The organism is Pseudomonas sp. ML2-2023-3, assembly GCF_037055275.1.
In the GTDB taxonomy this organism is placed as follows: domain Bacteria; phylum Pseudomonadota; class Gammaproteobacteria; order Pseudomonadales; family Pseudomonadaceae; genus Aquipseudomonas.
This window is the reverse complement of record NZ_CP146343.1, coordinates 4,502,155-4,521,289: the sequence shown is the minus strand read 5'-3', so window position 1 is coordinate 4,521,289 and position 19,135 is coordinate 4,502,155. Positions and strand designations below refer to the sequence as shown.

At 57.6% G+C, this 19,135-nt stretch carries 16 protein-coding genes; 11 read left to right on the top strand and 5 right to left on the bottom strand.

Annotation, left to right across the window (positions count from 1 at the left end; genetic code table 11):
- Nucleotides 1-116: 116 nt before the first annotated feature.
- On the top strand, nt 117-1,175 hold the full coding sequence (nadA, locus tag V6P94_RS20835; RefSeq protein ID WP_016782293.1) for a quinolinate synthase NadA: 1,059 nt from the start codon (nt 117-119) through the stop codon (nt 1,173-1,175).
- A 121-nt stretch (nt 1,176-1,296) separates the two neighbouring features.
- Here the strand turns inward: nadA and V6P94_RS20830 are convergent, their stop codons facing one another.
- The gene (locus V6P94_RS20830; protein WP_133077968.1) at nt 1,297-2,727 is read right to left on the bottom strand and encodes a M48 family metalloprotease; all 1,431 of its coding nucleotides are present in this window, start codon (nt 2,725-2,727) and stop codon (nt 1,297-1,299) included.
- 120 nt (nt 2,728-2,847) lie between these two features.
- On the opposite strand from V6P94_RS20830, the gene V6P94_RS20825 reads away from it, so the two are divergent.
- Nucleotides 2,848-3,087: a sulfurtransferase TusA family protein gene (locus tag V6P94_RS20825; RefSeq protein WP_133077967.1), complete on the top strand. Its 240-nt coding sequence runs from the start codon at nt 2,848-2,850 to the stop codon at nt 3,085-3,087.
- Nucleotides 3,088-3,108: 21 nt separating this feature from the next.
- Entirely contained in the window at nt 3,109-4,179 is a 1,071-nt protein-coding gene (locus tag V6P94_RS20820; protein ID WP_133077966.1) for an AI-2E family transporter, read from the top strand.
- A 73-nt stretch (nt 4,180-4,252) separates the two neighbouring features.
- Here the strand turns inward: V6P94_RS20820 and acnB are convergent, their stop codons facing one another.
- Entirely contained in the window at nt 4,253-6,853 is a 2,601-nt protein-coding gene (gene acnB, locus V6P94_RS20815; protein WP_133077991.1) for a bifunctional aconitate hydratase 2/2-methylisocitrate dehydratase, read from the bottom strand.
- A gap of 407 nt (nt 6,854-7,260) precedes the next feature.
- Between acnB and V6P94_RS20810 the strand changes: the two genes are divergently transcribed.
- On the top strand, nt 7,261-7,731 hold the full coding sequence (locus V6P94_RS20810) for a DUF1289 domain-containing protein (protein WP_019823181.1): 471 nt from the start codon (nt 7,261-7,263) through the stop codon (nt 7,729-7,731).
- A 12-nt stretch (nt 7,732-7,743) separates the two neighbouring features.
- On the opposite strand, the gene V6P94_RS20805 is transcribed toward V6P94_RS20810, so the two are convergent.
- Entirely contained in the window at nt 7,744-8,607 is an 864-nt protein-coding gene (locus V6P94_RS20805; RefSeq protein WP_133077965.1) for a universal stress protein, read from the bottom strand.
- A gap of 220 nt (nt 8,608-8,827) precedes the next feature.
- Here V6P94_RS20805 and V6P94_RS20800 point away from each other — a divergent pair, with 220 nt between their 5' ends.
- From V6P94_RS20800 to V6P94_RS20780, 5 genes are all read left to right on the top strand, one after another.
- On the top strand, nt 8,828-9,436 hold the full coding sequence (locus tag V6P94_RS20800) for a tRNA-(ms[2]io[6]A)-hydroxylase (protein ID WP_133077964.1): 609 nt from the start codon (nt 8,828-8,830) through the stop codon (nt 9,434-9,436).
- A gap of 265 nt (nt 9,437-9,701) precedes the next feature.
- Nucleotides 9,702-10,175, top strand: coding sequence for a MarR family winged helix-turn-helix transcriptional regulator (locus V6P94_RS20795; RefSeq protein ID WP_133077963.1), 474 nt, complete (start codon nt 9,702-9,704; stop codon nt 10,173-10,175).
- On the top strand, nt 10,172-11,647 hold the full coding sequence (locus V6P94_RS20790; protein ID WP_326397557.1) for an efflux transporter outer membrane subunit: 1,476 nt from the start codon (nt 10,172-10,174) through the stop codon (nt 11,645-11,647). Before V6P94_RS20795 ends, V6P94_RS20790 begins: the two co-directional genes overlap by 4 nt.
- 9 nt (nt 11,648-11,656) lie before the next feature.
- Nucleotides 11,657-12,862 carry an efflux RND transporter periplasmic adaptor subunit gene (locus tag V6P94_RS20785; protein ID WP_133077961.1) on the top strand — a complete coding sequence of 402 codons (1,206 nt, stop codon included), beginning with the start codon at nt 11,657-11,659 and terminating at the stop codon, nt 12,860-12,862.
- 63 nt (nt 12,863-12,925) lie between these two features.
- Complete coding sequence (locus V6P94_RS20780) at nt 12,926-14,455, top strand: DHA2 family efflux MFS transporter permease subunit (protein ID WP_133077960.1); 1,530 nt, start codon at nt 12,926-12,928, stop codon at nt 14,453-14,455.
- Nucleotides 14,456-14,510: 55 nt separating this feature from the next.
- Here the strand turns inward: V6P94_RS20780 and lpxH are convergent, their stop codons facing one another.
- Both lpxH and V6P94_RS20770 read right to left on the bottom strand, forming a co-directional pair.
- Nucleotides 14,511-15,239, bottom strand: a complete 729-nt coding sequence (gene lpxH, locus V6P94_RS20775; RefSeq protein WP_326397561.1) for a UDP-2,3-diacylglucosamine diphosphatase — start codon at nt 15,237-15,239, stop codon at nt 14,511-14,513.
- Nucleotides 15,236-15,739, bottom strand: coding sequence for a peptidylprolyl isomerase (locus V6P94_RS20770; RefSeq protein WP_019823171.1), 504 nt, complete (start codon nt 15,737-15,739; stop codon nt 15,236-15,238). The genes lpxH and V6P94_RS20770 overlap by 4 nt, the downstream gene beginning before the upstream one ends.
- A 277-nt stretch (nt 15,740-16,016) precedes the next feature.
- Between V6P94_RS20770 and V6P94_RS20765 the strand changes: the two genes are divergently transcribed.
- Together V6P94_RS20765 and cysS are read left to right on the top strand one after the other, a co-directional pair.
- Nucleotides 16,017-17,714 carry a glutamine--tRNA ligase/YqeY domain fusion protein gene (locus V6P94_RS20765; RefSeq protein ID WP_133077958.1) on the top strand — a complete coding sequence of 566 codons (1,698 nt, stop codon included), beginning with the start codon at nt 16,017-16,019 and terminating at the stop codon, nt 17,712-17,714.
- Nucleotides 17,715-17,736: 22 nt separating this feature from the next.
- The gene (gene cysS, locus V6P94_RS20760; RefSeq protein ID WP_133077957.1) at nt 17,737-19,119 is read left to right on the top strand and encodes a cysteine--tRNA ligase; all 1,383 of its coding nucleotides are present in this window, start codon (nt 17,737-17,739) and stop codon (nt 19,117-19,119) included.
- Nucleotides 19,120-19,135 lie beyond the last annotated feature (16 nt).

The window sequence follows — 19,135 nt, the reverse complement described above, 5'->3', positions numbered from 1 at the left end:
TATCGCGCTTCAGTGCTTGTCCGTGCCTGATACACACATTCTCCCAGCGGGACTTGACGGTCCGGAGCTGGTGGTACACTCGACTTTCGCGCAACGCGCTTGCAGGTCTTGCGAACATGACGCAAATTTCTGAACGACTTCTGGTTCAAGCCCACCTTGATGCCAAGCAGCCAAAACCGCTGACTGAGGCACAAGCCCTCAGCCTTCGTGCGCAGATCGCGGCTGAGCTTAAAGCCCGCGACGCGGTGCTGGTGGCGCATTTCTACTGTGATCCGGTGATTCAGGCCCTGGCCGAAGAAACCGGCGGCTGTGTGTCCGACTCCCTGGAGATGGCCCGCTTTGGTGCGGCCCACCCGGCCAAAACCATTCTGGTGGCCGGTGTGCGCTTCATGGGCGAGACGGCGAAAATCCTGACCCCTGAAAAACGCGTGTTGATGCCAACGCTGGAGGCCACGTGTTCTCTTGACCTGGGCTGCCCGGTTGAAGAGTTCTCGGCCTTTTGCGACAAGCATCCCGAGCGCACGGTGGTGGTGTATGCCAACACGTCCGCGGCGGTCAAGGCCCGGGCTGACTGGGTGGTGACATCAAGCTGCGCGCTGGAAATCGTCGAAAGCCTGATGGATAACGGCGAAACCATTATCTGGGGGCCGGACAAGCATCTGGGCCGCTACATCCAGCGCCAGACCGGTGCCGACATGCTGCTGTGGGACGGTGCGTGCATCGTTCACGAAGAGTTCAAGTCCAAGCAGCTCGAAGACATGAAGGCGTTGTATCCGGACGCGGCAATTCTGGTTCACCCGGAGTCGCCGGAGTCGGTGATCGATCTGGCGGATGCCGTGGGCTCCACCAGTCAACTGATTGCTGCGGCGCAGAACCTGCCCAACAAGACCTTTATCGTGGCCACCGACCGCGGCATTTTTTACAAGATGCAGCAGCTGTGCCCGGACAAGGTCTTTATCGAGGCACCCACTGCGGGTAACGGTGCGGCGTGCCGCAGTTGCGCACATTGTCCGTGGATGGCCATGAATACCCTGGAACGCACCCTGGAGTGTTTGCAGCAGGGTACCAACGAGATTTTTGTCGACCCGGCACTGGTGCCCCATGCCATTCGCCCGCTCAAGCGCATGCTGGACTTCACTCAGGCTGCGCGTTTGAAACTGGCGGGGAATGCCTGAGTAGCTAGCCCTACTATCTGTGGGAGTGGCGGTGCGGCGATTTCACTTGCTCGTGATGCGGGCTTGCCGCGTCGAGGCTATCGCGAGCAAGCCCGCTCCCACAGAGTCAGTGAGGCTTTTGTCAGTTCATCATATCTTTGAGCGCCCGCTCCTGATCCATCAGTTCCCGCTTGCGGGCATCCAGGCGGGCCGACAGCTGGAAGTTGTTGGTGAGCTTCTGGGCAAAGTCCAGTTGCTGGATGGCCTGTCGGAAATCCCCCACCAGCGCAAAGTATTCCGCACGGGCCTGATGCAGGCCGATGATGTTGCCTGACAAGCCTCGAGTTTCTGCAACCGAGTACCAGACATCCGGGTCATCGGGGCGGCTTTTGAGCAAGGCTTCAAGGGCTTTGTCGGCTTCCTTGGGGTTATTTTGCTTGAGCAACAGATCAACACGCGCCTGATTGAGCGGGTAGTTGCCCGGATACAGGGTGCGCATTCTGTCGATTCGCTGCTGGGCTTCGGCCAGGCGATTGCTGTCCATGTCCAGCTCGATTTGCGCCAGGTTGTAGGTGATGTCGTTCGGCGACTTTTCCAGTAGCGGTTTGAGCGTATCGCGGGCTTCGTTGAACTGGCTGCCCTTGATGTAGGCAATGGCCAGGCCATAGCGGGCTACGTCGTTTTTCGGGTTCTCATCCAGTTGCTGGCGAAAGCGTTTGGCCGCCAGACCCGGGGTTTCTTCGTAGTTGAGTTGCACCCGGGCGCGGATCAGTTGATAGCGCAAGCTGTCTTCGGTGCCGCCCACTCTGGCCTGTTCGGCGCGGTTGCGGGTGTCGGCGATACGCGACTCGGTGACCGGGTGAGTCAGCAAAAACTCGGGTGGCCTGCCGTCAAAGCGGTATTGGCGCATCAGGCGTTCGAACATGGTAGGCATTGAGCGCGGGTCGTAGCCTGCTTTCTCCAGGTTGAGAATGCCGATCCGGTCAGCCTCCTGCTCATTCTGTCGCGAGAAGCGCCGCTGTTCCTGCATGGCCGCAGCCTGTGTCCCGGCGATGGCGGCAATGCCCGCGTCGCCCGCGCCCGAGGCCGCAACGATGATCCCGGCGAGCAGCGCAGCCATCATCGGCAACTGCATGCGCTGCTGGGCCTCTACGCCGCGAGCGAAGTGACGCTGTGACAAGTGAGCAAGTTCGTGGGCCATTACCGAGGCGTACTCACCTTCGGTCTGGGCGTTGAGGAACAGGCCGCCGTTGACCCCGATGATCCCGCCGGGAGCGGCGAAGGCGTTGAGCTGCGGGCTGTTGATCAGAATGAATTCCAGCCGGCGATCCTGTACCTGGCTGGTTTCAACCAGTTTGTAGACGCTGGTTTCGACGTAATCCTTGAGTTGCGGATCATTGAGCTGCGACACCTGTCCGCGCAGCATGCTCAACCAGGCACGGCCCAGTTGGTACTCTTGTTGTGGCGAGACGATCGATGAACTGGCGTCACCCAGAGACGGTAAATCGTCGGCGAAGCTCGGCGAGGCGAGCAGGCAAGCGAGCGTCAACAGGGTAGGGCGCAGAAAAGTCATGCACAGAGCTCTGGTCGGTAAAGCGCTTACTGTAGCTGGACACTCGGCTGGCGACCAGTGGCGGCTCTGCTTGGGGTATTCTAGCCGGCATAAAAAATGCCCTATCTGGAGAAGTACGTAATGACTGATGCGTTGGCCCATGATGCTGAACTGGACGCAGCGGGCCTTGATTGTCCGTTGCCATTGCTCAAGGCCAAGATGGCGTTGAACAAAATGAGCAGTGGTCAGGTCCTTAAGGTCATCGCCACGGATGGGGGTTCACAGCGTGACTTTCGTACCTTCGCGCGCTTGGCAGGGCATGAACTGCTGCGTGAAGAAGAAAATGCGGGTACCTATCGCTACTGGCTACGCAAGGCCTGAGTCCCGGTTTAAGGAATATTGATGTTCAAGGTTCTACGTGGTTGGGTTCAGCGCTATTTCTCTGATGAGGAAGCGGTTGTACTGGCGGTCTTGCTGGTGCTGGCATTTACCGCTGTGCTGACATTGGGCGGCATGTTGGCGCCCGTGTTGGCGGGCATGGTGCTGGCGTATCTGATGCAGGGCCTGGTGGTTGCTCTGGAGCGCCTGAGAGTGCCCGCCGCCGCAGCGGTCGGGCTGGTGTTTGCATTGTTCATGGGGTTGTTGCTGGTGTTTCTTGTGGTGGTGGTGCCTTTGCTTTGGCATCAACTGATCACGCTGTTCAATGAGCTGCCGGGCATGCTCGCAAAATGGCAATCGCTGTTGTTGCTGTTGCCCGAGCGCTATCCGCATCTGGTTTCGGATGAGCAGGTGCTGCAAGCCATCGAAGTGGCCCGGGGTGAAATCGGCAAGTTCGGGCAACTGGCGCTGACCTTTTCACTGTCCAGTCTGCCGCTGTTGGTCAACATCATGATTTATCTGGTGCTGGTGCCGATCCTGGTGTTTTTCTTCCTCAAGGACCGGGCGCTGATCGGCCGTTGGGTGCGTGGTTATCTGCCTCGCGAGCGGGCGTTGATTACCCGTGTGGCGCAAGAAATGAACCGCCAGATCGCGAATTACATTCGCGGCAAGGTCATCGAGATCATTATTTGCGGCGGCGTGACGTACATCGCATTTGTCACCATGGGCCTTAATTATTCGGCCTTGCTGGCGTTGCTGGTGGGGATTTCGGTGGTGGTGCCCTATGTGGGGGCCGTGGTGGTGACGGTGCCGGTGCTGTTGATCGCGTTGTTCCAGTGGGGCTGGAGTGATCAGTTTATCTATCTGATGGCTGTCTACGGGATCATCCAGACCCTGGACGGCAACGTGCTGGTACCGCTGCTGTTCTCCGAGGCTGTGAGCCTGCACCCGGTGGCAATCATTTGTGCGGTGCTGTTGTTTGGCGGGTTGTGGGGTTTCTGGGGGGTGTTTTTTGCAATCCCGCTGGCGACGCTGTTCAAGGCGGTGCTGGATGCCTGGCCACGGGAGCAGCAAGTTGTGGCTCCACTGCTGTAAACACCTGAATCGCGGACATGAAAAAGCCCCGGCTCTGCAGTGAGAGTCGGGGCTTTTTCGTTACTGCATCAGCTTACGCTTGAATAACCGGAATGTTGGCATTTGCAGCCGCTTCACGGAATTCGGCGATCTGATCAAAGCTCAGGTAGCGGTATACGTCCGCTGCCATGGTGTTGATCTCTGCCGCGTAGGCCATGTATTCCTCAACGGAAGGCAGGCGACCCAGGATCGAGGCAACCGACGCCAACTCGGCCGAAGCCAGGTAAACGTTCGCGCCGTCACCCAGACGGTTCGGGAAGTTACGGGTCGAAGTCGACACAACAGTCGAGTTCGGCTCTACACGTGCCTGGTTACCCATGCACAGGGAGCAGCCCGGCATTTCCATGCGTGCGCCAGCTTTGCCGTAGATGCCGTAGTAGCCTTCTTCGGTCAACTGGTGAGCGTCCATCTTGGTCGGCGGCGACAGCCACAGACGAGTTGGCAGCTGACCTTTGACCTTGTCCAGCAACTTGCCCGCAGCGCGGAAGTGGCCGATGTTGGTCATGCACGAACCGATGAACACTTCGTCGATCTTCTCACCGGCAACGGTGGACAGCAGACGGGCGTCATCCGGGTCATTTGGCGCGCAGAGCACAGGCTCTTTGATGTCAGCCAGATCGATTTCGATGATGTGCGCGTATTCGGCGTCAGCATCGGCTTCCATCAGCTCAGGGTTGGCTACCCAGGCTTCCATCGCTTGAGCACGACGCTCAAGGGTACGAGCGTCGCCGTAACCTTCACCGATCATCCAGCGCAGCAGGGTGATGTTGGAGTTCAGGTATTCGGTGATGGACTCTTTGGACAGCTTGATGGTGCAGCCAGCAGCCGAACGCTCTGCCGAGGCGTCGGACAGTTCGAATGCCTGCTCGATGCTCAGGTTGTCCAGACCTTCGATTTCCAGGATGCGACCCGAGAATTCGTTGATCTTGCCTTTCTTCTCTACCGTCAGCAGGCCTTTCTGGATGGCGACGTAAGGGATGGCGTGTACCAGGTCACGCAAGGTGATGCCCGGTTGCATTTCGCCTTTGAAGCGAACCAGAACCGACTCCGGCATGTCCAGTGGCATTACGCCAGTGGCTGCGGCGAACGCTACCAGGCCGGAACCGGCCGGGAACGAGATGCCCATCGGGAAGCGGGTGTGGGAGTCACCACCTGTGCCGACGGTATCCGGCAGCAGCATGCGGTTCAGCCAGCTGTGGATAATGCCGTCGCCCGGACGCAGGGAAACACCGCCGCGGGTCATGATGAAATCAGGCAGGGTGTGGTGGGTGGTGACGTCGATCGGCTTTGGATAGGCCGCGGTATGGCAGAACGACTGCATTACCAGATCAGCGGAGAAGCCCAGGCACGCCAGGTCTTTCAGTTCGTCACGGGTCATTGGACCGGTGGTGTCCTGAGAACCTACGGTGGTCATCTTCGGTTCGCAGTAAGTGCCCGGACGAACGCCGGTCACGCCGCAAGCCTTGCCGACCATTTTCTGCGCCAGGGTGAAACCCTTGGTGCTTTCAATAGGTGCTTCAGGCTTTTTGAACAGGTCGGATGGAGCCAGGCCCAGTTCAGCGCGAGCCTTCTCGGTCAGGCCGCGGCCAATGATCAGGGGGATACGGCCGCCAGCGCGAACTTCGTCCAACAGAACCGGGGTCTTCATTTCGAAGGTAGTGATGACTTCGTCGGTACCGTGCTTGCAGACTTTGCCAGCGTGCGGGTACAGGTCGATCACGTCGCCCATGTTGATGTTGGAAACATCGAACTCGATTGGCAGTGCGCCAGCATCTTCCATGGTGTTGTAGAAGATCGGAGCGATTTTGCTGCCGAAGCAGAAACCACCGGCACGCTTGTTCGGTACGTAAGGAACGTCGTCGCCGAAGAACCACAGTACGGAGTTGGTGGCCGATTTACGCGACGAACCGGTACCGACCACGTCGCCGACGTAGGCAATAGGGAAGCCTGCGTTGCGCATTTCTTCGATTTGCTTCATCGGACCGATGGAGCCTTGAACGTCCGGCACGATGCCGTCGCGAGCCATTTTCAGCATGGCCAGGGCGTGCAGCGGGATGTCAGGGCGCGACCAGGCGTCCGGTGCAGGCGACAGGTCGTCGGTGTTGGTTTCGCCAGTGACCTTGAACACGCGCAGGCTGATTTTGTCAGCCAGTACAGGGCGGTTCTTGAACCACTCGCCGTCAGCCCAGGATTGCACCACGGCTTTAGCGTGGACATTGCCGTTTTTGGCTTTTTCAGCGACGTCGTGGAAGGCGTCAAACATTAGCAGGGTGTGCTTGAGTTGCTCGGCGGCAACCGGTGCCAGCTCTGCGTCATCCAGCATCTCGACCAGCGTCACGATGTTGTAGCCGCCTTGCATGGTGCCAAGCAGTTCTACAGCGCGCTTTTTGCTGATCAGTGGGGAAGTCGCTTCACCTTTGGCGATGGCGGACAGGAAGCCTGCTTTTACATAGGCCGCTTCATCAACACCCGGCGGAATGCGGTTGGTGATCAGGTCAACGAGGAATTCTTCTTCACCAGCTGGCGGGTTTTTCAGCAGCTCAACCAGAGATGCGGTTTGTTCGGCGTTTAGCGGCTGGGGAACGATACCCAGTGCTGCGCGCTCTTCGATATGTTTGCGGTAGGCTTCAAGCACAGTTATTACCCTCATCATTGGTCCCAAATGGGTGTCCGGGACGCTCATCCAGGAATGCCGAGCACTCATGCGCATGGGGGCTTTTTGAGCCGCTTAGCCAGAGTTGCAAGGATTCCCAACAGAAGCTGTTTTCAAAGTTTTACGCCTTCCGAACGGGGGGAGATGATGAATGTTGGTGCGGGTATCTGCAGTGCAAATACCCTTCACCAACACCGTTCTTCGGGATCAACTGTGCTCGTGACGCTTTGAAAACAGCTTCTAACGGACATTGGCGCCTTAAAAGGCAGACCGATTCTACGGTAAAAACTTGTTAAAGGTAAGTTAGCCCCTGAAGGTTGAGGGGTGATCTGCGTTAGACAAAGGGCTAACATGGCCACCTGTTTCGTTCTGCAGTGCTCTATTTCGCCATGTCCAATCAAACCATCAAGACCCCCTGCATAGGCCTTTGCTCAACGGTCTACGGCGACCTCGTGTGCCGTGGTTGCAAGCGTTTTCACCATGAAGTGATCAATTGGAACGGTTACAACGAGGAAGAAAAACGTGCTGTGTGGCGTCGTCTTGAGCAGCTTTTGGTGCAGGTGATGGCCGGCAAGGTCGAGGTATTCGACCGGGCTACGCTGCGTGACCAACTGGTGGCACGCAAGATCCGCTTTGTACCCAACCAGTCCGAATACTGCTGGGCCTACCAGCTGATTGCCCGCGGTGCGCGGGTGATCAATCAGCTGGAGCTCTATGGCATGGTGCTGCTGCCGGAGTTTCGTGGCTGGGCGCTGCCCGAGTTGCGTGACGCCATTGATCGGGAATTTTTCCTCCTGTCCGAAGCGCATTATCAGCGCTATATAGCTCCCGGGTTTCTGAAAGAGGCGTTTGGCGAATAGGTCGCCAGCCGATCAGCCTTTATTCGCCAGTTCTTCCAGGTGCTCGATCATGTCCTCGGGCTTGAGCACCAGAATGTCGCTTTCCAGCTTGTCGATCACCACCTCGGCCGTATTGCCGATCAATGCCCCCGAGAACCCGGTGCGCGCCACTGTGCCCATGACCGTTACCACTGCACCCAGGGCCTTGGCGACCCGTGGGATGATCACGTCTGCCGGGCCTTCCTCGATATGCAGGCGGCTGTCGTCAATTTCACACTGTTGCTGAAACACCCGGCACTCTGCCCGGTAGGTTTCTTGCAGTTGCGTGTCCAATGGGTAGGCTGCGTCGACAGCGGCGAGCATAGGGGCGGGGTGCGCGCTGACGACATGAAATTGTGCATGGGCCATGCTGGCGATCCGAAAACCGTGGTCAACGATGCTTGAGTGCAGGGCCATGTGCTCAGGGTCGTTGTTGCCCACGTCGACGGCGGCCAATATGACCCCGTGTTCCCAGGATTCAGCGGTCTTGGCCAACAATACCGGGCTTGGGCAATAGCGCAGCAGTTTCCAGTCTTCGGGGGTCAGCAGCACTTTTTTCAGCGGGTTGTCGGGTACGTGTTGCTTGATCACCAGCCCGCAGTTGTGGGCTTGCTGCACCTTGATGATGGTGGCGTGCTGGCTTTCATGCCAGGCCTGCTCGCTGGTGACGCTGTAGGCCTCACTTTTCAGGCTGCTTTCAAGCACGCTCAGCAGGGCTGAGTGGTCATGCTTTTTATCGCAGATCAACAGGTGCAAATGCGCTTTTGTGTGGCTGGCGATGTGTTTGGCGCGCTTGAGGGCGAGACTTTCCATCAGATGGGGCTCGATGACGACCAACAGGCTGTTGATGCTGTGCATGACCGGTAACTCCACAAGTAATAAAAGCGGCGTGTAATCACTATAGTTGTTCAGTCGTTGTACCTGTGTTGATGCATATCAAGTTGTGCCGTTGGTGCTGCGCTCCGTGGCCCGTATAATCCCCGGCTCGCCTCAATCCAGTCTTTGTGAGCCTCATGTCAGCGATTTTTCAAAACACTGCCCGTCAGCTGTGCAATCCCCATTGGTCGGGAGCGTGCGCGTGATTCTTCCTGAAATTCATGAGTTCCTGGGCTGCCGCACGCCTGACGGCTGGATCGCAGCGGCATTGGCCGATCAGGAAACCTTGCTGATCGATCACAAAAACTGTGAGTTCAAGGCTGCCAGCACGGCCCTTAGCCTGATTGCCAAGTACCACTCCCATGTCGACCTGATCAACATGATGTCGCGTCTGGCCCGTGAAGAGCTGGTGCATCACGAGCAAGTCATGCGCCTGATGAAAAGGCGCAAGATCGAGCTGCGTCAGCTGTCGGCCGGGCGCTATGCCTCGGGGTTGCGCAAAGTGGTGCGCAACCATGAGCCGGTCAAGCTGGTGGATACGCTGGTCGTGGGCGCGTTTATCGAAGCCCGCAGTTGCGAGCGTTTCGAAGCATTGGTGCCTCATTTGGACGAAGAACTCGGCAAGTTCTATTTTGGTTTGCTCAAGAGCGAGGCCCGGCATTTTCAGGGCTATCTGAAACTGGCCTATCAGTATGGCGACGCCAAGGATATTGCCCAGGTCATCGAGCGGGTGAGGGCTGCGGAGCAGGAGTTGATCGAGTCCCCGGATGTTGAATTCCGCTTCCACAGTGGTGTGCCAACCCAAGCATGAGTCCTGTAGTCGCTGCCGAGGAACGACGGCTGCGATCGATTGCGAAGAAATCGAAAAGCCTGAATCCGCGATTTAACAGAAAGACCGCGATTTCAGGTTTTTCGACGGCTGCGCCGCCGATCGCAGCCTCGTTCCTCGGCAGCGACTACAGAAAAGGTGAATGCTTACAGCCAGATAGATAGCTGCCTAATTATCGGCTTGACATTAGCTGCCTAGACAGTAATATTTAGAAACATTACTGCCTAGGCAGCTTCCTGGTGCCCTGATGAAGCATTTCCATCCCGATAACTTCCAAAATTGCACCCTGGGCATGCTCCTGGGGCGCACGGCCATGCTCAAGGACCGGATCATCGACCGCCATATGGAGCCTTACGGCATCACGGCGGCGCAGTTCAAGGTTCTGATCATCATGGCCCAGTACGACGTCGATACCCCGGCCGAACTCTGCCGCCACCTGTCTCTGGACAGTGGCTCGATGACCCGCATGCTTGACCGTCTCGAGCAAAAAAATCTGTTGATGCGCCAGCGTTCCGAAGCCGATCGGCGGCAGGTGCGGCTGGTGTTGACCGACGACGGGCAGGCGCTGGCCAGCCAATTGCCGCAGATTGGCGCTGACGCGATGAATCAGTTGGCAAGCGCCATTAGCCCGCAAGAGTTGCAAAGCCTGGAACAGATCCTCAAGAAAATACTGCTGGCAGCGGGTGATCCGATCACTGTCATGCGTTTAGGTGAAAAATGAGCCATATAACGCTGCGTACAGGCCTGAGCCTGGTTTTTACGTCGATGGTACTGGCGGGTTGCGCCAGCTATAGCGGTCTGAACACCGTGGGCGTAAGCCAGGAGGCGAAAAACCTCAAGGCCGCCCAGTCGCTCAACGGCATTGCGGTTACACCCGCAGCCTGGCCAGAAAAAGACTGGTGGAAGCGTTTGGGGGACGGGCAGCTGGATGGCCTGATTCAAGAAGCCTTGCGCGACAGCCCGGACATGCAAATAGCCAGTGCTCGTGCGCATCAGGCGACTGCTGCGGCCGGTGCGGCCAATGCCGCACGCATGCCGACCCTGGATGCCGAAGCCGATGTCTCGCGTTCGCGCTTGTCGCGTTCTCAAGATCCGACCGGGCAGGGTGGTCGATACGACACCTTGCGCGATGCCAGTCTGACGTTTAATTACACGTTCGATCTGTGGGGCGGCCAGCGTGATGCCTGGGAGGCAGCGTTGGGCGAAGCCCGCGCGGCCGAAGTCGACAGCCAGGCCGCAAGCCTGACTCTGGCCGCTGATGTGGCGCGGGGTTACAGCAGCCTCGGGCATGCCTTTGTCGTCCGTGATCTGGCCAAGGATGACCTGGAGCGTACCGGCAAATTGCTCGAGCTGAGCAAGCGTCGTCTGCAAGCCGGCATCGACAGCCACTACCAGTTTCAGCAAACCGAAAGCCTTGAGGCCAGTTCTCAGGAGCAGTTGATCAGCGCTGAAAAACAACTCAAAAGTGCACGCATCGCGCTTGCGGTATTGCTGGGCAAGGGGCCGGATCGCGGAGTTGATATTGCTCGTCCGAAGATTCTGGCGCCGAGCGCCGTGGCGTTGCCGAGCACTCTGCCGGCTGAGCTGTTGGGTCGTCGCCCGGATCTGGTGGCGGCGCGCTGGCGAGTAGAGGCGGCAAGCAAAAATATTGCGGCGGCCAAGACGCGCTTTTATCCCAATCTCAACTTGAGTGCGGCGGCAGGCACTCAGTCGCTGTTGGGGGATGCGTTGTTCGGGTCTGCCAGTCGCTTTCTCAATATTGCCCCGGCCATTTCGCTGCCGATCTTTGATGGCGGGCGTTTGCGCGCCGGGCTGGATGCCGAGGATGCCAATTACGATCTGGCTGTCGCGCAGTACAACAAGATACTCGTGGGCGCCTTGGGCGATGTCAGTAACACCCTGGCTCAACTGAGTGCCGTGGGGCAGCAAATCAACGCCCAGCAGCGGGCAACCGATATCGCTCAGGATTCGTTCAATACCGTGTTGCAGCGCTATGGCTCCGGTGTCGGTAACTACCTGGACGTGCTCAGCATTGAGCAGCAACTGCTTCTGGCTCAGCGTCAGCTGGCGGACCTGAATGCCGAGCAGATCGACCTTTCGATACAACTGATGCAAGCCCTGGGCGGTGGATTTGAGCCCGGCAATACGGCCGAGGCCGTTCCCTCTCAAGTCCTTGTTGGCAGAATTATTTAGGTACTCGTCATGGCTACTGTGCAAACACCGAATGAAACGCAAAACACCCAGGACGCGGGTAATCAGCGCAAGCGCAAGCTCTTGCTCAGTGGCCTGGCGATTCTGGTCATCCTGGCAGGCCTGGGTGTCTGGGGCTGGGAAGAATTTTATGGTCGCTGGAATGAAAGCACCGACGATGCCTATGTAAATGGCAACGTGGTTGAAATCACGCCTCTTGTCACCGGTACGGTGGTGAGTATTGGTGCGGATGATGGCGATCTGGTTCATGAGGGCCAGGTGCTGCTTAATTTCGATCCGAGCGATGCGCAGGTGGGCCTGCAAAGCGCCGAGGCCAACCTGGCGCGTACCGTGCGCCAGGTTCGTGGTCTGTTCAGTGACGTGAAGGGCATGAAGGCCCAGGTGGCTGCGCAGAAGGTCGAAGTGCAAAAGAACCAGGACAACTACAACCGCCGGAAAAGTCTGGCGGCTGGCGGGGCAATTTCCCAAGAAGAGCTGTCCCATGCCCGGGATGACCTGTCTTCAGCGCAAAGCGCCCTGCGCAATGCCGAACAAAAACTCGATACCACCCGTGCGCTGGTCGATAACACCTCGGTGGCCAACCACCCGGATGTGAAAGCTGCTGCAGCTCAGTTGCGTCAGGCTTACCTGGCAAACGCCCGTTCCACCCTGATTGCTCCGGTCACCGGGTATGTGGCCAAGCGCACTGTTCAGTTGGGTCAGCGGGTTCAGCCGGGCACCGCGTTGATGGCGGTCATTCCGCTGAATCAGCTGTGGATTGATGCCAACTTCAAGGAAACCCAGTTGCACAAGATGCGCATCGGTCAGCCGGTGGACATTGAATCGGATATCTATGGCAGCAGCGTGAAATACAGCGGCACCATCGACAGCATCGGTGCCGGGACGGGCAGCGCATTTGCCCTGCTGCCTGCGCAAAATGCCACGGGTAACTGGATCAAGATCGTGCAGCGTGTGCCGGTGCGTATCCACATCAATGCCGATGAGCTGGCTGCACATCCGCTGCGTGTTGGTTTGTCGACAACGGTTGATGTGAACCTGCGTGACCAGAGCGGCCCGGTGCTGGCCCAGCAACCGCCGCAAAAAGCCTCGTTCACCACCCATGTCTATGCGCAGCAATTGGCCGAGGCCGAAGCCCTGATCACGCGTTTGATTGACAGCAACAGCGCTGCAACAGGCGATATGGCCGCCCAACGCTGATTCGCCAATCCATGAGCCTCGCCGCACCGGCGAGGCTGCATCCCCGGCTTTAAAGGATTTGCGATGAGTACAAACGCGTCTTTTACCCCTCCCAGCTTGGTAATGGCCACTATTGGTCTGTCGCTTGCAACCTTTATGCAGGTGCTCGATACGACCATCGCCAACGTCGCCTTGCCCACCATCTCCGGCAACCTTGGGGTGAGTTCTGAGCAGGGCACGTGGGTGATTACTTCATTTGCGGTCAGTAACGCGATTGCCTTGCCCCTGACAGGCTGGCTGAGTCGCCGTTTTGGCGAAGTGAAGCTGTTTTTGTGGGCCACAATCCTGTTCGTGCTGGCCTCGTTCTTGTGCGGTATTTCGACCTCGATGCCTGAACTGGTCGGGTTTCGGGTGCTGCAAGGGTTGGTGGCCGGGCCGCTGTATCCCATGACGCAAACCCTGTTGATTGCGGTGTACCCACCTGCGAAACGGGGGATGGCATTGGCATTGCTGGCGATGGTCACGGTGGTTGCGCCCATTGCGGGTCCCATTCTGGGTGGCTGGATCACAGACAGTTACAGCTGGCCCTGGATCTTCTTCATCAATATCCCGATCGGTATCTTCGCGGTGATGGTGGTTCGCCAGCAACTGAAGTCGCGCCCCGTGGTGATTACCCGTCAGCCGATGGACTATGTGGGGTTGATTACCCTGATCATTGGTGTGGGCGCGTTGCAGATCGTACTCGACAAGGGCAATGATCTGGACTGGTTCGAGTCCAACTTCATCCTTTTGGGCAGCGCATTATCGGTGGTGGCACTGGCGGCTTTCATCATTTGGGAAATGACCGACAAGCATCCGATCGTTAACTTGCGTCTGTTTGCCCACCGAAACTTCCGCATCGGCACCATTGTGCTGGTGTTGGGGTATGCCGGGTTCTTCGGTATCAATTTGATTTTGCCGCAATGGCTGCAGACGCAGATGGGCTACACCGCGACCTGGGCGGGTTTGGCTGTGGCACCGATCGGGATCTTGCCGGTGTTGATGTCGCCGTTTGTGGGCAAGTACGCGCATAAATTCGATTTGCGCTTGCTGGCTGGCCTGGCGTTTCTGGCCATCGGCCTGAGTTGCTTTATGCGTGCAGACTTCACCAATGAGGTGGATTTTCAACATATCGCGATGGTGCAGCTGTTTATGGGGATTGGCGTGGCCTTGTTCTTTATGCCGACGCTGACCATTTTGATGTCGGATTTACCGCCGCACCAGATCGCCGATGGCGCTGGGCTCGCAACGTTCTTGCGGACCCTGGGGGGTAGTTTTGCGGCCTCCTTGACCACATGGATCTGGATTCGCAGGGCGGATCAGCATCATGCCTACATGAGTGAAAGCATCAGCGCCTATGACCCGGTGACACGCCATACCCTGGAAAGCCTGGGGGGTGCCAGTACGCCTGCCTACGCTCAGATGGATAAGATTCTGACCAGTCAGGCGTATATGTTTTCCACCGTGGACTACTTCACCATGATGGGCTGGCTGTTTATGGGGTTGATTTTGTTGGTATGGCTGGCCAAGCCACCGTTTGCCGCCAAAGCGGGGCCGGCGACCAGCGGGCATTGATGTGGGCTTTTACCCTCTCCCTCCGGGAGAGGGCCAGGGTGAGGGGCTCTTGAATCTAGGCTGGCGTGAAATCAAACGGCATCAGTTGCATGCCGTGCTCATCCACTTGCAGTACCCAGCCTTGACGGTCCCAGTCACCGAGAACAATGCGTTTGGCGGCGTGATCTGCAACCAGCAGTTTGTGGATCGCGGGACGGTGGGTATGGCCGTGAATCAAGGTGCGTACGCCAAAGTCAGCCATGATCCGGGGCACTTCCTCGGGAGTCACGTCGACGATGTCATTGGCTTTCATACGGGTCTGGACACGGCTTTCGCTGCGCAGTTTGCGCGCCAGTTTATGCCGCGTGCCCAAGGGCAGGTGGCGCAGAATCCACAAAGTGATGGGGTTGCGCAGGTAGCGTCGCAGGCGCATGTAGGCTTCGTCGCGAGTGCACAGGCTGTCGCCGTGCATCAACAAAACCGGCTCGCCATAAAAGTCCGCAACACTGGGGTCTTTGATCAGGGTGCAGCCAGCCGCTTTACAAAAGGCCTGGCCAAGCAAGAAATCGCGGTTGCCGTGCATCAGAAAAATCTTGGTGCCGGTATCGCTCAGTGTTCGCAGCGCTTCACAGATCGAGCGCTGGTAGGGCGTCATCGCATCGTCGCCAATCCAGGCTTCGAAAAAATCACCCAGGATGTAGAGCGCCTGAGCCGAGCGGGCACGCCCGGTCAGGAAATCCAGAAACGCCCGGGTTATGTCCGGGCGCTCCTCTTCCAGATGCAAATCTGAAATCAGCAGTATCACTCAATGATCTCTGCTTTCTCGACGATCACGTCTTCTTTAGGCACGTCCTGGTGACCGGCTTTGGAAGTCGTGGCAACACCTTTGATCTTGTCTACAACATCCTGGCCTTCAACGACTTTACCGAATACGGCATAGCCCCAACCTTGAGCGGTTTTGCCGCTGTGGTTCAGGAAGCTGTTGTCAGCCACGTTGATGAAGAACTGGGCGGAAGCCGAATGCGGCTCCATGGTGCGAGCCATGGCCACGGTGTACTTCTCGTTTGGCAGGCCGTTGTCAGCTTCGTTCTGGATGCTTGGGCGCTTGTCTTTCTTTTCTTTCATGCCTGGCTCGAAACCGCCGCCCTGGACCATGAAGTTGCCGATTACACGGTGGAAAACGGTGTTTTCGTAGTGGCCGGCTTTAACGTACTCGATGAAGTTGGCAACGGTGATCGGTGCTTTTTCAGCGTTCAGTTCGATCACGATGTCGCCGTGGTTGGTGCTCAGTTTTACTTTGGTCATGGTCGTTATCGCTCTATCAGAGAATTCGTCGGGCCTGGGCGCGGTGACACGCACCTCAATCCCCCAGGCTGGCTGGGTAGATACAGCCGCGGGCGGAGTTTAGCGTGCCCGCACGGCATTTCGATGGTGTTTTTCCCATATGGGGACTAAAAGCCGGCATTTCAATCGCTTTGATTGAGCACCTGCTCTGTCAGTGACTTGGCGGCATCGGCTATGATAGGCGCTTTGATTTAGTCGGCCGACCCAGGCCGCGCACCCTGTTACGTTCAAGGATCCTATGAGCAAGCCCACTGTCGACCCCACTCTGAATCCAAAGGCTGGCCCTGCTGTCCCGGCCAATTTCCTGCGTCCAATCGTTCAGGCGGACCTTGACTCGGGTAAATGCACACAGATCGTGACCCGCTTCCCGCCAGAGCCAAATGGTTATCTGCACATCGGTCACGCCAAATCCATTTGTGTGAACTTTGGGTTGGCTCAGGAGTTCGGTGGCGTTACGCATTTGCGTTTTGACGACACCAACCCGGCCAAGGAAGACCAGGAATACATCGACGCCATTGAAAGCGACGTCAAATGGCTGGGCTTTGAGTGGTCTGGCGAAGTGCGTTATGCCTCCCAGTATTTCGACCAGTTGCACGAGTGGGCGATTTACCTGATCAAAGAGGGTAAGGCCTACGTTTGCGACCTGACACCCGAGCAGGCCAAGGAATACCGCGGCAGCCTGACCGAGCCTGGCAAGAACAGCCCGTTCCGCGACCGCAGTGTCGAAGAGAACCTTGATCTGTTCGCCCGCATGACGGCCGGTGAATTCGAGGACGGCAAGTGCGTACTGCGGGCCAAGATCGACATGGCCTCGCCGAACATGAACCTGCGCGACCCGATCATGTACCGCATCCGCCACGCCCACCATCACCAGACCGGTGACAAGTGGTGCATCTACCCGAACTATGACTTCACGCACGGTCAGTCGGACGCCATCGAAGGGATCACCCATTCGATATGCACCCTGGAATTCGAAAGCCATCGCCCGTTGTATGAGTGGTTCCTCGACAGCCTGCCAGTGCCTGCGCGCCCGCGTCAGTACGAATTCAGCCGTCTTAACCTGAACTACACCATCACCAGCAAGCGCAAGCTCAAGCAATTGGTTGACGAAAAACACGTCAATGGCTGGGATGACCCGCGCATGTCCACGCTGTCGGGTTTCCGTCGCCGTGGCTACACGCCCAAGTCGATCCGTAACTTCTGCGACATGGTCGGCACCAACCGTTCTGACGGTGTGGTTGACTTCGGCATGCTGGAATTCAGCATTCGTGACGATCTGGACCACAGCGCACCCCGTGCCATGTGCGTACTGCGCCCGCTGAAAGTCATCATCACCAACTACCCGCAAGACAAGGTCGAAAACCTTGAACTGCCTTGTCACCCGAAAGAAGACATGGGGGTGCGGGTATTGCCGTTCGCCCGTGAAATCTACATCGACCGTGACGACTTCATGGAAGAGCCGCCAAAAGGCTACAAGCGTCTTGAGCCTGCGGGCGAGGTGCGTTTGCGCGGCAGCTATGTGATTCGTGCTGACGAAGCGATCAAGGACGCCGATGGCAACATCGTCGAACTGCATTGCTCGTACGATCCTGAAACCCTGGGTAAAAACCCTGAAGGTCGCAAGGTCAAAGGTGTTGTGCATTGGGTGCCGGCTGCTGCCAGCGTCGAATGCGAAGTGCGTTTGTATGACCGTCTTTTCCGCTCGCCGAACCCTGAAAAGGCCGAGGATGGCGCCGGTTTCCTGGAAAACATCAACCCTGACTCGCTGCAGGTTCTTACCGGTTGTCGTGCTGAGCCCTCGCTGGGTAATGCACAGCCGGAAGACCGTTTCCAGTTCGAGCGCGAAGGTTACTTCTGCGCGGATATCAAGGACTCGAAACCCGGTCACCCGGTATTCAACCGTACCGTGACCTTGCGTGATTCGTGGGGCCAGTGATCAAGTTTTGAAGGAAAAAGCCGTGCTTACGATCTACAACACGCTCACCAAGAGCAAAGAAGTATTCAAGCCGCTGGACGGTAACAATGTGCGCATGTACGTGTGCGGCATGACCGTGTACGACTACTGCCACATTGGTCATGGCCGCAGCATGATTGCGTTCGATCTGGTGACCCGCTGGTTGCGTTTCAGCGGCTACAACCTGACCTACGTGCGAAACATCACGGACATCGAAGACAAGATCATCAATCGTGCCCGGGAGAACGGCGAGCCTTTCGAGGCGCTGACCGAGCGCATGATCGCGGCGATGCATGAAGACGAAGCGCGGCTCAATATCCTCAAGCCGGATATGGAGCCTCGTGCCACGGACCATATCCCTGGCATGCACGCAATGATCCAGACCTTGATCGACAAGGGCTACGCCTATGCTCCGGGCAATGGTGACGTGTACTACCGCGTTGCCAAGTTCATGGGCTACGGCAAGCTGTCGCGCAAAAAGATTGAAGATCTGCGCATTGGCGCTCGCATCGAAGTCGACGAGGCCAAGGATGATCCGCTGGACTTCGTGCTCTGGAAAGGCGTCAAGCCAGGAGAGCCGAGCTGGGAGTCGCCGTGGGGTCCTGGTCGTCCGGGCTGGCACATCGAATGCTCGGTGATGTCTACCTGCTGCCTGGGTGAGACCTTCGATATTCATGGTGGCGGGAGCGATCTTGAGTTTCCGCACCATGAAAACGAAATCGCCCAAAGCGAAGCGGCAACCGGCAAGACCTACGCCAATGCCTGGATGCACTGCGGGATGATTCGCATCAATGGCGAGAAGATGTCCAAGTCCTTGAACAACTTCTTCACCATTCGCGACGTTCTGGAGAAGTATCATCCAGAAGTTGTGCGTTACCTGTTGGTCTCAAGCCATTACCGTAGCTCGATCAACTACTCCGAAGACAATCTCAAGGATGCGAAAGCGGCCCTGGATCGCTTCTATAACGCACTTAAAGGCCTGCCCAAGGTTGCTCCTGTCGGTGGTGAGGCGTTTGTTGAGCGTTTTACCCAGGTCATGAACGACGACTTCGGTACGCCTGAAGCCTGTGCGGTGCTGTTCGAGATGGTTCGTGAGATCAACCGTTTGCGCGAAACCGACCTGCAGGCAGCTGCCGGTCTGGCGGCGCGTCTCAAGCAACTGGCCGATGTGTTGGGTGTGTTGCAGCTTGAGGCGGATGACTTTCTGCAGGCGGGTGCTGAAGGCAAGATCGATGCGGCTCAGGTAGATGCGTTGATCGAAGCGCGTCTGGCGGCCCGTGCCGGTAAGGACTGGGCAGAGTCTGATCGAATTCGTGATCAGCTCGCCGCGATGGGTGTTGTGCTGGAAGACGGTAAGGGCGGGACGACCTGGCGCTTGGCTGACTAGGTTGCTCGTTGTATGA

Coding starts and splice junctions, on each gene's coding strand:
- V6P94_RS20795 (WP_133077963.1), top strand. CDS start 9,702: ATGAAGCATTTCCATCCCGATAACTTCCAAAATTGCACCCTGGGCATG.
- nadA (WP_016782293.1), top strand. CDS start 117: ATGACGCAAATTTCTGAACGACTTCTGGTTCAAGCCCACCTTGATGCC.
- V6P94_RS20785 (WP_133077961.1), top strand. CDS start 11,657: ATGGCTACTGTGCAAACACCGAATGAAACGCAAAACACCCAGGACGCG.
- V6P94_RS20765 (WP_133077958.1), top strand. CDS start 16,017: ATGAGCAAGCCCACTGTCGACCCCACTCTGAATCCAAAGGCTGGCCCT.
- V6P94_RS20820 (WP_133077966.1), top strand. CDS start 3,109: ATGTTCAAGGTTCTACGTGGTTGGGTTCAGCGCTATTTCTCTGATGAG.
- V6P94_RS20805 (WP_133077965.1), bottom strand. CDS start 8,607: ATGCACAGCATCAACAGCCTGTTGGTCGTCATCGAGCCCCATCTGATG.
- V6P94_RS20825 (WP_133077967.1), top strand. CDS start 2,848: ATGACTGATGCGTTGGCCCATGATGCTGAACTGGACGCAGCGGGCCTT.
- V6P94_RS20780 (WP_133077960.1), top strand. CDS start 12,926: ATGAGTACAAACGCGTCTTTTACCCCTCCCAGCTTGGTAATGGCCACT.
- V6P94_RS20790 (WP_326397557.1), top strand. CDS start 10,172: ATGAGCCATATAACGCTGCGTACAGGCCTGAGCCTGGTTTTTACGTCG.
- V6P94_RS20770 (WP_019823171.1), bottom strand. CDS start 15,739: ATGACCAAAGTAAAACTGAGCACCAACCACGGCGACATCGTGATCGAA.
- V6P94_RS20830 (WP_133077968.1), bottom strand. CDS start 2,727: ATGACTTTTCTGCGCCCTACCCTGTTGACGCTCGCTTGCCTGCTCGCC.
- V6P94_RS20810 (WP_019823181.1), top strand. CDS start 7,261: ATGTCCAATCAAACCATCAAGACCCCCTGCATAGGCCTTTGCTCAACG.